Source organism: Agrobacterium sp. rho-13.3 (assembly GCF_033957765.2).
Classification (GTDB): domain Bacteria; phylum Pseudomonadota; class Alphaproteobacteria; order Rhizobiales; family Rhizobiaceae; genus Agrobacterium.
This window is the reverse complement of the sequence record NZ_CP192774.1, coordinates 1246333-1259091: the sequence shown is the minus strand read 5'-3', so window position 1 is coordinate 1259091 and position 12759 is coordinate 1246333. Positions and strand designations below refer to the sequence as shown.

12 protein-coding genes and 4 pseudogenes are annotated in these 12759 nt (G+C 55.5%); 9 read left to right on the top strand and 7 right to left on the bottom strand.

Annotation, left to right across the window (positions count from 1 at the left end):
- The first annotated feature begins 39 nt into the window (after positions 1 to 39).
- The gene (locus tag RMR16_RS06315; protein ID WP_432354485.1) at positions 40 to 855 is read left to right on the top strand and encodes an AraC family transcriptional regulator; all 816 of its coding nucleotides are present in this window, start codon (positions 40 to 42) and stop codon (positions 853 to 855) included.
- A gap of 237 nt (positions 856 to 1092) precedes the next feature.
- The gene (locus RMR16_RS06310) at positions 1093 to 1326 is read left to right on the top strand and encodes a hypothetical protein (protein ID WP_320201654.1); all 234 of its coding nucleotides are present in this window, start codon (positions 1093 to 1095) and stop codon (positions 1324 to 1326) included.
- A gap of 108 nt (positions 1327 to 1434) precedes the next feature.
- Here the strand turns inward: RMR16_RS06310 and RMR16_RS06305 are convergent, their stop codons facing one another.
- The 6 genes and pseudogenes from RMR16_RS06305 to RMR16_RS06280 form a co-directional block, all read right to left on the bottom strand.
- Positions 1435 to 1785: an HNH endonuclease signature motif containing protein gene (locus RMR16_RS06305; RefSeq protein ID WP_320201642.1), complete on the bottom strand. Its 351-nt coding sequence runs from the start codon at positions 1783 to 1785 to the stop codon at positions 1435 to 1437.
- Positions 1786 to 2088: 303 nt separating this feature from the next.
- On the bottom strand, positions 2089 to 2349 hold the full coding sequence (locus RMR16_RS06300) for a hypothetical protein (protein WP_320201643.1): 261 nt from the start codon (positions 2347 to 2349) through the stop codon (positions 2089 to 2091).
- A gap of 213 nt (positions 2350 to 2562) precedes the next feature.
- A pseudogene (gene dinB, locus RMR16_RS06295) lies at positions 2563 to 3611 on the bottom strand (DNA polymerase IV).
- 80 nt (positions 3612 to 3691) lie between these two features.
- Positions 3692 to 3856 (bottom strand): annotated as a pseudogene (locus RMR16_RS06290) (SOS response-associated peptidase); the annotation flags it as partial.
- A gap of 28 nt (positions 3857 to 3884) precedes the next feature.
- Positions 3885 to 4790 carry a helix-turn-helix transcriptional regulator gene (locus RMR16_RS06285; protein ID WP_320201644.1) on the bottom strand — a complete coding sequence of 302 codons (906 nt, stop codon included), beginning with the start codon at positions 4788 to 4790 and terminating at the stop codon, positions 3885 to 3887.
- A 40-nt stretch (positions 4791 to 4830) separates the two neighbouring features.
- A complete protein-coding gene (locus RMR16_RS06280; RefSeq protein ID WP_432354480.1) occupies positions 4831 to 5559 on the bottom strand; it encodes a helix-turn-helix domain-containing protein in 729 nt (242 codons plus the stop codon).
- A 422-nt stretch (positions 5560 to 5981) separates the two neighbouring features.
- Between RMR16_RS06280 and RMR16_RS06275 the strand changes: the two genes are divergently transcribed.
- The 3 genes and pseudogenes from RMR16_RS06275 to RMR16_RS06265 all read left to right on the top strand — a co-directional run.
- Positions 5982 to 6893: an alpha/beta fold hydrolase gene (locus tag RMR16_RS06275; protein WP_320201646.1), complete on the top strand. Its 912-nt coding sequence runs from the start codon at positions 5982 to 5984 to the stop codon at positions 6891 to 6893.
- 361 nt (positions 6894 to 7254) lie between these two features.
- Positions 7255 to 7428 (top strand): annotated as a pseudogene (locus RMR16_RS06270) (SDR family NAD(P)-dependent oxidoreductase); the annotation flags it as partial.
- Positions 7428 to 7942: pseudogene (locus RMR16_RS06265) on the top strand (OB-fold nucleic acid binding domain-containing protein); the annotation flags it as partial. The pseudogenes RMR16_RS06270 and RMR16_RS06265, both read left to right, overlap by 1 nt.
- Here RMR16_RS06265 and RMR16_RS06260 read toward each other — a convergent pair.
- Positions 7936 to 8649 (bottom strand): aspartate/glutamate racemase family protein, encoded by a 714-nt coding sequence (locus RMR16_RS06260; RefSeq protein WP_320201647.1) that lies wholly within the window; start codon positions 8647 to 8649, stop codon positions 7936 to 7938. The pseudogene RMR16_RS06265 and the gene RMR16_RS06260 overlap by 7 nt on opposite strands.
- Positions 8650 to 8812: 163 nt before the next feature.
- Here RMR16_RS06260 and RMR16_RS06255 point away from each other — a divergent pair, with 163 nt between their 5' ends.
- The 4 genes from RMR16_RS06255 (at position 8813) to RMR16_RS06240 (ending at position 12612) form a co-directional block, all read left to right on the top strand.
- Positions 8813 to 9193 (top strand): VOC family protein, encoded by a 381-nt coding sequence (locus tag RMR16_RS06255; protein ID WP_320201648.1) that lies wholly within the window; start codon positions 8813 to 8815, stop codon positions 9191 to 9193.
- 55 nt (positions 9194 to 9248) lie between these two features.
- Positions 9249 to 9398 (top strand): DUF2256 domain-containing protein, encoded by a 150-nt coding sequence (locus RMR16_RS06250; RefSeq protein ID WP_082250010.1) that lies wholly within the window; start codon positions 9249 to 9251, stop codon positions 9396 to 9398.
- Between the two features lie 429 nt (positions 9399 to 9827).
- Positions 9828 to 11291: an alginate export family protein gene (locus RMR16_RS06245; protein ID WP_320201649.1), complete on the top strand. Its 1464-nt coding sequence runs from the start codon at positions 9828 to 9830 to the stop codon at positions 11289 to 11291.
- A complete protein-coding gene (locus tag RMR16_RS06240) occupies positions 11272 to 12612 on the top strand; it encodes a serine hydrolase domain-containing protein (RefSeq protein ID WP_320201650.1) in 1341 nt (446 codons plus the stop codon). Before RMR16_RS06245 ends, RMR16_RS06240 begins: the two co-directional genes overlap by 20 nt.
- Positions 12613 to 12759: the final 147 nt, after the last annotated feature.

The window sequence follows — 12759 nt, the reverse complement described above, 5'->3', positions numbered from 1 at the left end:
GTGGCTCCATTTCGGGATGATCGACCGCTGATAGATCGTATGATAAACAAACGACTGAACGATGTGATGCCAATCTACATCGCGCAAAGGCCAAATATGATGTCATTACCCCCCTTCACTATGCGTCGTGGCACCAAACAACGCGGCATGGGTATGCCCATCCATTCTCATGAAGAAGCGCAACTGACTTTTGCCGCATCGGGCATGGTGCAGGTTCATACGGATGAGGGCCGCTGGCTGGTTCCGCCGCAGCTTGCCGTCTGGATTCCGGCGGGCGTTTTACACCGGGTTGAAGTGCTCACTGACGCAGAACTTTGGATGGTGCACTGGGAGCCATCGGCGGCTCAGTCCTGGGCGCCCCCAACGCAACTGGACCGACCGTTTACGCTCCGAGTGACACCGCTGATGAAATCCCTGCTCGACGCGGCGTTCTCGTCAGGCATCGGACCAGACAAGGCCGAACTGGTTGCAAGGCTGATGCTTCATGAGTTGACTGAAACTGTCCACGCGCCCACCTTCCTGCCCTTGCCCATAAGTCCCGTCGGAAAGCGGGTGGCCGATCTCGCTTTCGAGGATCGTCAGAACCGATTGAACGTGGAAGAACTGGCGTCGCGAGCCGCAACATCCGTTCGGACCCTGAGCAGGCTTTTTCCGGTGGAGACTGGATTGACGCTGAAGTCCTGGCGACAGCGCGCACGGATCGTGCAGGCGATGGACTGGCTGGCAAGAGGGAATGCGATTGCTGATGTATCGGCCGAGTTCGGTTTTGCCAGCACGGCCTCGTTCTCGTGCGCTTTTCGACAGGTGACCGCCATGACGCCAACAATGTTCATCGGTGTCCCGGACTACAGCTAATTCAAGATGAGGCTCAGTCCCATCCAAATTGACGATCACTACGTCTGCTTGCAGCGCGAACCTACCGTGTACCTCTACCGCAAGTGACTGGCTGCGGTTGGTCTGGTTATGTCTACCAGCGTCGACAGCGGATGCAACGTTGCACTTCATCGTCGGAGGATGTGGGCATCTTTTACGATAGTAGGCTGAACGAAAAAAATGTGATACGCGCCAGCCAACAAAAACAAAAGGAGTGCAATCGTGAGCGAACTTACAGTAGCAGATGCAACAAACCGAATTTATGAATCGCTTCAGGCAGACAATGCTGACATCGATTTGCATATCGCCGCTCTCAAAGCAGCTTTGACGCGAGAGGGTTTGAAAGAGGCGCTGTTTGACCCGGCCAGGCTCGTACAAAACAACCGTTATGGCAGGAAGCTCATGCAGGCTTACTTTCGGCAGCGCGGCGTGACGGTAAAATACTCGGCTTAGCAATGCCTTGCTGGACGGCGGACTGATCATCCTGATGATCATATGTACGCCTGGCCCTCAGAACGCGGGTTCCCACGTTTTGTCGCCCAATATGTTGGGCGACAATTGCTATTTTCGTCCCCTGTTCGAATGAGACCCTTGCTTTGAATCCTTCGCCCCGTCTGAAAAACCCACAGGCTTGCTTTTTATCCACGTGACGAATTTCTGCACGGCTTGGTCTTCCAGCAGGGCTTCGATTGTAAAGAATGTCTTTGCCAGTTGCCCATCGGTGAAGATGGCGTGTATCTGGCGGTGGCAGACATGGTGCAGGCAGACGGTGGCCTTGCCGCCTTTACTCTTTGGGACGAGGTGGTGGTCTTCTTTCTGGTCTTCGGGGATCACCCGTTCGCACAACGGACAAAACGTCGGCTCCGGTTCCGAATTCCATGACACCATCTCGTCTCTGTTCTTGCGGGCCATGGGTTCTCGGTCGATTTGAAAATGGGGGCTTGCCTGCGACGCAAGTTCTTGGCCAATGCAGGTCGTAGATGCTGATACTCGCTCCACCCGCAGGTATCAACTCCGTTGTGCATCGTTTTGCCGAGGTTCAGTCATCAAGGCCGACATTCCGAAACAAGCTTTGTTCGCATCAAAAGCTTTTCTCGGCAATCTGATAATTGAAACACTTAAGGCAGCATTGATAGATCTCTGACGGTCGCCGGACCAGACATTAACAGTGATATATTTCTTCAAATATATTGATGGGCGAGCCCTATGGCCGTTTCAAAGTTGTTGCTCGCTTTGTTGATGATCTTCGGTCTTGCCGCGGCAGGTGCGGATGTCTTGCTTTCGAAATTTTAAATAGCATCCGCCTTGAGACGGATGCTTAGGGCCGGCGACGACCGACGGATCGTCACCGTCGTCGTTCCACCCTTGATGTCCGGCCTCGATCATCTCCTTTCTGAGCAACGGCATCAAGTCCTTGATCGGTTTTCGAAGCAACCTGTCCGGTCCGACGATCTTCAGTTCCTCGCCGTTGATCACTCGAACGGCCTGAGCGTAGATTTTCGTGCGCGGCAGGTATCTGTTTCGGGGCAGGCGTGAACGCAGCGAGGGCGGCTTGAGAGGTTGCGGGCCGACCAGCGAATCTTCGATTACTGGCGTTTTACATCCATGTCCCAGCTGAATACTTCCCCGGTGAGAGCTGCTCGCAAGGCGAGGCCGACCATTTTTGCAATGACCGGCGGCAGGACTGGATCATCGGAAGCCTCTCGTCGCCTTTTGCCATGAAAGAGTGATACCTAAGAGCCGGACCGGCCTTGTGAACGGGAAAACAGACCCCAGCAGTGCCTCTGCTATCTTAAGGATCATCTTAATGCTTGGAACACCTGAGCCCGACGTCTTGCTTCGTGTCGCTTGGGTAAAGTCCGAATATTTGATTTTAACAGTCACCGTTTTTCCGGTGATGTCGTGGGTCTCGCAATAACGCCAGACCTTTTCGTCCAAGGGCGCAGTTCGGCTTGAGCGAGGTCGAGCGTGTCGATGTCCTCGACAAATGTATCTTCCGCGCCGACAGATTTGCGGATGCGGTTGGCTTTGACCTGCCGCTCATCGATGCCGCGGGCAATGCCGTAAAAGTGTGGGCCTGATTTGCCGAAATGTTGTTGCAGGAAGGAAAGTGGTTTCAATTTCAGATCAAAGCCTGTCTCGATGTCATATCGTTTCATCCGCTCTGCCGTGGCGGGGCCAACCCCATGGAATTTCTTGACGGGGAGGGATTCGACAAAGCTTGGCCCGTTCTTCGGCGTGATCACCGCCTGGCCGTTGGGCTTGTTCAGGTCGCTCGCCATCTTGGCCAGAAACTTGTTATATGAGATGCCAGCGGAAGCATTGAGGCCAGTGACCTCCTTGATCTTTGAGCGGATTTCCAAAGCGATGTCAGTGGCGATCTCCATGCCTTTCAGGTTCTCGGTAACGTCCAGATAAGCTTCGTCAAGTGACAGCGCTTCGATGACTGGTGTGTACTGCGCAAAGATCTCGCGGATTTGCTAGGAAACCTGACGGTAGACCTCGAAGCGAGGGGGCACGAAAATCAGGTCAGGGCATTTTCGTTTTGCAGTGATTGACGGCATGGCTGAATAGACGCCGAAGGCTCTTGCCTCGTAACTCGCGGCCGCCACGACACCTCGGGCAGCCGATGCCCCGACCGCCAATGGCTTGCCACGAAGATCTGGATTATCGCGTTGCTCGACGGAGGCGTAGAAGGCATCCATATCCACGTGAATGATTTTGCGAACCGCGTGCATGTCAGGTCCTTACCGATTGACCTTGTGCTTCCCGGAGAAGTCGAATCGCTCCCGAGCAAGGTAGATGCGACACGATCTTCTCACAGCAACAGCCCTTCTTCCTGCAGTCGGGCTTTGTCTCGGGGGGCACGATGACAAGCATGTTGCCGGGCAAGGGCCTTTGAAGGTGACGCGTCGCCCCAAGGTGCCGTCAGCCAGGTATTGACTTCTTCCGGCGTCGTCAGGATTGCTGGCATGGCCTTCCTTCGCGAGCAGCAACCAGATGTCCGTCGATCAATTGAGAATATGCTTTCGCCAAGCGCCGGGCGTGATGCCGGTCAGCAACGAAAACACCCGGATGAAATGCTGATCGCTTCGAAAGCCACAGAGCGTTGCAATACGGGAAACAGGCAACGTCGTTCCACGCATCATCGTCTTTGCCTGCTCGATGCGGTGATGACGCATCCATCTGTCCGGTGTCTCCCCGGTGGTCCGACGGAAAGCCTGTACAAATTGCCTTGGTGTAAGATCCATTTCCGACGCCAGCAGCGATAATGAAAGGTCGGACTGAAACTGATCGCGCATCAGCTCGATAACGCGATTCAACTGCGTTGGTGTGAGATCATGCCCCACTTTGGTCGCCTGTTGCAGTCCGCCAAACGCATGAGCAAAATAGGTGGTGCTCGCAAGCAAAATGCGCTCGGCATACATTGAACCAACTTCTTCGGGGCGTTCAAGGGCGGGCAGAAGGGATTGCGCAAGGCTCCAGGCCGTCTCGTCCAGACGTCCCTCGTGCTCACAGACAAGAGTTTCCAGTGAACGGACACCATGGTCTGCAGCGACCTCGTTGAGAGCAGACTGTGGTACGGTAAAGATGATTGTGTCGAATGCGCTTAGAAGATTGGCTTTTGGCCGCTGCCAATGATTGACGACGGAAACGGTGCGTTCCCGAAACGACCCTTGATGAACCAGTTTATCGTCGAGATAGAGTTCTCGGCGTCCCTGCGATCGCAACTGGACAAGGATAGAAAAAACCGCATCAGGTTGGGCAGGTGTGGCAAAGCCGTGATCGGGCGAGTCTCGCTTGACCCGTGACACGACGAGCTTCGAGTTTCCAAGCCCTGACCCGACAATCTGTGCAACTGAGTCGGTCTTGAACTGCCGAACGTGTCTTTGCGCATACTGCTGATCGGATTCCAACTCTAATTCCTCTGCTTGAAAATTACGGTGACACGGCGCTTCAAGACCTGATCGCCCGTCGCCAGACAGCGGGTGTCACGCCGACAAAGGATTTGAACATGCGGGTGAAATGGCTTTGGTCGGCGAAGCCGCAGCAGCCCGCAACTTCAACCAAGCTTGATCCGTCATTTGCGAGCATGATCTTCGATTTTTCGATGCGATGGCGCAATATCCACTGATGCGGAGAATCGCCCGTCGTTACTTTGAACGCACGGACGAAATAGCTCACAGAAAGTCCGCATTGGGCCGCGAGCTCCTTGAGCGAGAGATCTATATCTGAAACGGATGTCATGGCCTCTGTGACGCGTCGAAACTGCCACGGCGCAAGCGATCCTGCCTTATCCTTGTTCGACCGCATTCCACCAAATGCCTGCGCGAAATACGTGTTTATGGCGAGCATGAGTTGCTCGGCGTAAAGCGAGCCGATTTCGTTCGGCCGCGCTAGGGCTGGCAGCAATGCATTGCCCAAGTGCCACACCGTTTCGTCGAAGACGCCGCCAGGCTGGCAAGTGAGCTGGGTGACACGTCCGGCACCTCGTTCGTCGGCTATCTCGTCAAGCGCGATCTGCGGCACGATGAAAATGAGGTTGTCAAAAGGGCTGAGCAGGTTTGCCAGCGGTTTCTCGAGGTGGTTGACGATGCTTGTCGTTCGCGCGGCGTAGGAGCCACGATGGACGCATTTGCCGTCAATGAACAGCTCTCGGTTTGTCTGTTCGCGAAGCTGCAGCAAAACGGAGTAGACGGCACCGAACTGATGTTCCGCTGGCGACGCTGGCCCGTGCCCTGGCGTGTCCCTGCGCAGCCGCGAAACGAGTAACCGGGATTTACGCGGCCCGGAGGCGACCAGTTGCGAGACGGAATCTGCCCGGAACTGGCTGACAAATTTCTGACCGTAGGTAAGATCGGATTGCACGCATCGCCCCCGCTGCGTTGTCATCGGACTTCGTGATCATGCTAAATCGAGCGTGTCAGGCACGTCTTGAACATTGTGCTCCTTTTTGTCGGAAAGTGAAGTGGCTCCAGCCAAAACCCGCAACGCTACCAAGGCGTTGATGCGCATGGTGCCCATTTTGAACGAAAAAGGACAATATCACTCAAGATCGCCGGCATGTTTTCAGAATAGCTGCGGTCCAGCGATGGAGGCATTTCTCAATGAAGAACATAGTATTTGCGATAGCGGCATGCCTGATCCTTGGCAGCGATGCTTTGGCGGACACATTCGAGTTTCCCAAGTCCTTTCGGACCGAAGAGATTAAAACCAACGGCACCAAGCTTCACGTCCGGATCGGAGGCAAAGGTCCTGCGGTCCTTCTAATCCATGGTTATGGCGACACTGGAGATATGTGGGCACCACTCGCCACTGAATTGATGGCTGACCACACAGTGATTGCTCCAGACCTTCGCGGTATGGGTCTGTCGGAGATCACCACGGATGGATTTACGAAGAAAAACCAGGCAGAGGATCTCGCGGGTGTCCTCGACGCGCTGAAAGTGCGTCAGGCCGACGTCGTCGGACATGACATTGGCAACATGGTCGCCTTCGCCTTTGCGCAAGCGCACCCTGACCGCACCACGCGCCTGGTGATGATGGATGCTCCCGTTCCAGGCGTCGGACCGTGGGACGAAATACTAAAGAGCCCGCTGCTGTGGCATTTCCGGTTCGGCGGTCCTGACATGGAGCGCCTGGTTGCGGGTCGCGAGCGCATCTACCTTGACCGTTTCTGGAACGAATTTGCGGCAACCAAAACCGGGTTTCCTGAGGCGATGCGTGTCCACTATGCGAAGCTTTACGAAAGGCCGGGGCGAATGCATGCTGGCTTCCTTCAGTTCGCGGCTTTCGATCAAGATGTGATTGACAATCGTGCGTTCGTGGCGCGCGGACCTTTGCCAATGCCCGTTCTGGCAATTGGCGGCGAGCGTTCTCTGGGAAGTACGATGGCCCTAATCATGCGTTCTGCGTCAAATAACGTGCGCGAAGTCGTCATCGCCAATTCAGGCCACTGGCTGATGGAAGAGCAGCCGAAAACGACGGTGGCGGAAATCCGTACCTTCCTCCACAACTGAATCCTCCGACACCCTAACTGATTAATCTGATAGAGCGGGCGCTCGGCGTCGCGGCAAGGAAGCAAGATCCGCGAGTTGTCGGATCCCGGTTCAGCCGACAGTAGAAGAGATCACGGCGGAATTCTGCACAGACGTTGCGTGGACTTCCAGCCCTTGACGATTATCCGGCGATGGATTCTGTTGGCGATACGTGATTGTAGGCGCATGTTATCATGGCTCATTCAAGCCGGTGACAACCCAGAAGTGTTCGTGCAGTGGATCTGCAAAACGCATGGCTACTGGTGCCGTGGAAAGTCGTCCAGAGATTCACAGACGTTCTTTTCGACATTGAACGGCGCTAATACTAGCAACAAGAGCGAATATGGAAATCAATCTCAGCGGCAAGACCGCCCTGATCACAGGGTCAACAGAAGGTATCGGTTATGCGATCGCCCGCCAGCTTGCCGGAGCTGGGGCCGATGTTGTGGTCAACGGGCGCTCGGAAGACAAGACCGCGAAAGCCGCTGAGCGTCTTCAAGCAGACGGCGCCAAGGGCATCCAATGGCATTCCTATGGGAGAGCTTGACTCCAAACGCAGCATGGTGACGTGCGAAGACGCGATGTGTGCGCGTGACGGTCGATGGGTCTACACCGCAGGTCTTGTCCTGGTTCGACAAAAGCCGGGGAGCGCGAAAGGGGTGATGTTCATCACGATCGAGGACGAGACCGGTCCCGCGAACGTCGTTGTCTGGCCAAGCCTATTCGAGAAGCGGCGCCGCGTTGTGCTCGGATCAATCATGATGGCAATCAACGGACGAATCCAGCGGGAAGGGGATGTCGTGCACCTGGTCGCGCAGCAGCTATTCGACCTATCTGCTGACCTCTCCGGTCTGGCTGACATGGATGTCGGGTTTAAAGCACCATCAGGACGCGGAGACGAGTTCGCTCACGGCTCGGCAGGTGGTGGGGATTCTCGCGATAGACAGAAACGGGTGCCAGAGGCACGAGATATCTTCGTGCGGGATTTGCACATCGACACGCTGAAGGTGAAAAGCCGGAATTTTCATTGAGTTAGAGGATAAAGCCAATCCTCCAACGCCATGGCGAGCGCTGCATCACAATGAATAAGCGTCGTATCGAAAACGGGTACGGAAACGACCTCTTGATTGAGCAACATCCCGACTTCAGTACACCCTAGGATTAAACAGTCAGCGCCGCGGTCGACCAGACGCGCAGCAATTCCTTGGTAGGCTTTCTTGCTAGGCTCCGTGACGATATCCCGGCAGAGCTCTTCGTAGATGATCCGATGGGTCTCGGCTCGGTCCGGCGCATCCGGGACGAGATAAGAAAGACCCGCCGCTTTCAGCCGATCCACATAGAATGACTGCTCCATCGTGAACGCAGTTGCCATGAGACCCGGCGTTCGCAAATCTTGCTCCTTGATGCGCGCCGCGGTCGCGTCTGCAATGTGCAGCATGGGAACGGAGACGCCCTGCATCATTGCATCAGCAAGCTTGTGCATCGTATTTGTCGCAAGGATGATGAAATCTGCACCGCCACGCTCCAAGGCCTTCGCCTCGCGGTTCAGAATGTCGCCTGCGTCGTCCCATCTTCGCGATGCCTGGAGGGTCTCTATCGTCGCGAAATCAAGCGAACGGATGAGCAATTCGGGCGAATGAAGCCCTCCGAGACGCTCTCGCGTCATCCGGCAGAGCTCGCGATAATAAATCTGCGTGGAGGCAGCGGACATGCCGCCGAGTATCCCGATCGTCTTCATGCTGATCCTATCACACCAAATGTCGGCGACTAATTTCAACAGGTTTGAACCCGAACGCTCGTGTAGTTGATTCGGCTTCTTCTGGCATTATGGCTCCGAGACTTGCAGTCCCTTTGCTGCTACATTTCGCTCTCAATAGGGAGCAACCGGCAGGAGACGACCAATGTTTACCCACGTGATGATCGGCAGCAACCACCTTGGCCGGTCGAAAGCCTTTTACGACGCTACCTTCACTGCTCTAGGAGGTACGCCCGGCACGATCGATGAGCGGGGCAGACTTGTTTACATCCATAACGGCAGTCGTCTTATGGTCACGACGCCCATCGATGGGAAGCCAGCGACGGTCGCCAATGGCGTGACGATCGGGCTCGTCGCTTCGAGCCAAGAGCATGTGAAAGCGTGGCACGACGCCGGGACCAGCCACGGAGGGAAATCAATCGAGACGCCGCCGTCTGAACGTCCGAACGGCTCTTTCGTGGCCTATCTCCGGGATCCAGACGGACACAAGTTGACCGCACGCACGCTACCGTTAGCATCAGCTTGAGTTGGCCATAGCCGGCATGGTCTTTGTCATCAGTGGAAACTTTCTGGAATAACGGATGCCGAAGCGTCGCGATAAATCAAACCTGCCTTCAAAGATTTGCCCGGTTTGCGGAAGACCGTTTTCATGGCGAAAGAAATGGGAGAAGAACTGGGAAAGCGTCAAGTTTTGTTCGCAACGTTGTCGAGAGACGAAAGGAAGATCGTGAGGCTACTGTAACGACGGGGAGAAGGGGAGCAACCATCCGGCTGGCAATGCTGCACCAGCCTAATCCTTCGCCGTGGACGAACCACAATGCTGCCCATTTCCACGTCGCCAGCCTGCCTGGTCGCGATGCCGGATACAACGGTAAGCGCTTTTTCCTTTCACATTGACCAAGCGCAATAGTCCGTTCCGAAACTGCAACGTTCATGGCCGCATTGCGCCAGAAGCGGTCATTTCATTGCCGGGTAAAAGGTGTCATCCAGCCGATCCGTCACATCCTGGTACGGATGCGGCTGCATACGTGCCTGTCGCTACCGCCGTCACCTGCAGCCAGATACGAGCGTCGTTTAGAGAGCAAATTCTGTTCATGGGGTTGAGGCGGTCTGCCCTACGTATTAGTATTCCCGGAAATATTGATGTCGAGGACGTGCTGATGACGGAACGGTCACCTAGACTCGCGACGATCAAGTGGGGTTGGCCTCTCATTACTTTGGCCGGTCTTCTTGCCTGGGACGCGGCGTCTGCGCAGCAAGCGGACGAGCGGACGCTCATCTACAGCGGCGATGGCCTGGATGTCCGCTGGCATCTACAGCTTGGTCTGAACGCAGTTAGCGAGCGTGATCTGTTCTGGAACTTCTCTGAGACCATCGCTCCTTCCTCCGGATTTGACCCGGACGCCGATTGGCTGGAAACCTACATCAAGCCCGGCCTCAGCTTTGACTGGACGCTTGATAATGGGTCCGTCGTGTATGGCAAGGTATCAGGAGTTGCTTCCTACACTGCGGGAACCGACGCTTTCGACGCCGGGGATACCGGGCGTATCACTCTTGAGGAGGGATACCTGGGGTATCGAACGCCCGAGACAGAAGTTCCGACACTCGACGTTTCGCTAGGGCCCCGAGAGCTGAAGCTTGGCAGCGGCATGCTGATTGCGAATGGTGGTTCAAGCGGATTCGAACGGGGTGCACTCAAGTTTGGGCCCAGGAAAGCGTGGGAAAACGCAGTCATCGGGAGATTATCTGGAGAAGGCTTGACCGGAATTGGGTTCTACCTTGATCCCAATGAGCTGCCATCGAGCGACGGAAAGAACGAATTCGCCGGTTTCGACCTCCGTTACGATGATCCCAGCGGCGGGTACTTTGGTGGCACATACCTGAACGTGCTCCATTCCAACTCCGTCTATCCGCAGGCGGCACCTGGTGGTATCGGTCCCCCCTCGATCATTCCGGGCGGCAGGGAAGGCACAAACGCGATCAATCTGTACGGGAAGACGAATCCGTTCGACGGTCCCTTTGAACAATGGTTCTTGACGGGGGATTTCGCTTACGAGTGGAACGATGCGGTTGACATGAGCGCGTGGGCCGGTCGCATCCAGATCGGCTACAGCTTTGAGAACCTGGGCTGGTCGCCCTTGCTCACCTATTCTTATCAAACATTCTCAGGTGATGATCCCGACACAACCACGTTGGAGCGTTTCGATCCGCTCTACTATGAAGGATCACCCGGGGCCTGGGCGACCGGGTCGAAATCATCGATGGTGTTCATCAACTCCAACGTTCAGGCACACGAGGTCGCCCTGCGTCTAAGTCCAACGGAGAGCGATACCATCACCTTACGGTACACTCACATCCGCGCAAATGAGCTGGATAGCCCTGTGCAGTTTGGACAAGCGACGCGCGTTGAGACTTCCGGAGGCACTGTCAACGTTGTGTCCGGGGTGGCGGATGCTCATCTCTCGGACGATTTCTTTCTGGAATACAGCCGGGTCATAAACCGGAACACGTTTCTCACCGCAGGTGTGAGTGTGTCCTTCCCGGGCAAGGGTATCCGAGAGGTAGTGGGTGGAGATGCTTCCCACTGGGTAGGAGGGTTCGTGAATGTCGTCGTCAATTTCTAAGATCGCCGTTCTGACTGGAGGAATCCTGATGTCCGTATACGCAGGTTCAGACGCAAGTTCTCAGTCGACCCCGCTTTCGGCTCAAGAATCTGATCCCAAGGTCATGGGATGGATGGAAGGTTTTCCCCCTCCACCGGACAAGATTATTACTCAGCCAGATTCCGTCTATTTCAGTTTTCCGCGCCTGCGTTGGTCGGTTTGTCATATGCGCGAACTGCTGCCCACGGAGGAAATCAGCAGGGGACTTGGGTCTCCCGCGCCACTCAATTACCTATCGGCCGCTGAGTTCGCCGATGAACGGGAAGCAATCGATGCGCTGGTCTTCACGCCGTTAGAGCGCGATGTTGAAATGACGTGGAAAGATTCTCTCGATGCCAATTATACGGATGGGATCCTCATCCTGCATCGAGGGCAGGTCATCTATGAGCGCTACCGGGGTTGCCTCGATGCGAGCGGCAAGCACGCAGCCATGTCGATGACCAAGTCGTTGACGGGACTTCTGGCAGAGATACTGGTCCAGGAAGGTGCGTTGAACGAGAACGCACTTGTGTCGGAGATCATACCGGAAATCGGGGACAGTGCTTTCGCCACGGCCACGGTGCGGCAGGTCATGGACATGACCACGGGAGTACAATACTCAGAGAATTACTCCGATCCGAATGCCGATATCTGGGTCTACTCAGCGGCCGCCAACCCATTACCGAAACCCGCCGATTACAAGGGTCCCAACGGTTACTGGGAATATCTCCAGCAAGTTAAGCCTGAGGGCAAGCATGGTGAGGCATTCCACTACAAGACGATCAATTCCGACATGCTTGGATGGATCGTCTCTCGGGTATCGGGTCGAGCTGTCACTGAACTAGCATCCGAACGGCTGTGGCGTCCAATGGGTGCGGAGCAGGATGCCTACATCACTGTAGACGCCAAAGGCGTTCCGTTTGCAGGAGGAGGATTGAGTGCTGGCCTCCGGGACCTGGGGCGGATCGGACTGTTGATGCTGAACGATGGTGTAATCGATGGGAAGCGGCTGTTTCCCGCAGAGGTCGTACGCAAAATCCGCGCAGGCGGGGACCCAACGAAGTTCGGAACGGCATATCCCGCTCTCATTGGCGGAAGCTATACAAGCATGTGGTGGAAGTATCCAGGTGACGACGGCGTCTTCGCGGCACGGGGCGTCCATGGACAAACGATCTACGTAGACCCTAGCTCCGAGATGGTCATTGTTCGCTTCGCCTCATTTCCACGCGCGGAAAACCCGTTGATTGATCCGACGACACTGCCAGCCTTTCGAGCGGTTGCTGAATATTTGAAATCAAAGTGAGCTTCTTTCAACAGGCCAGCAAACTGTAGGTCTGATCCCGAGGGAAAGCCAGCCTCTCTTTTGTACTCTGTTTTATCTCTTCGGCCACGTTCGTTCTGTAGGTCCGCTCCTGGCAAACACCGGACATTTCTTCAATCGACGCACTGT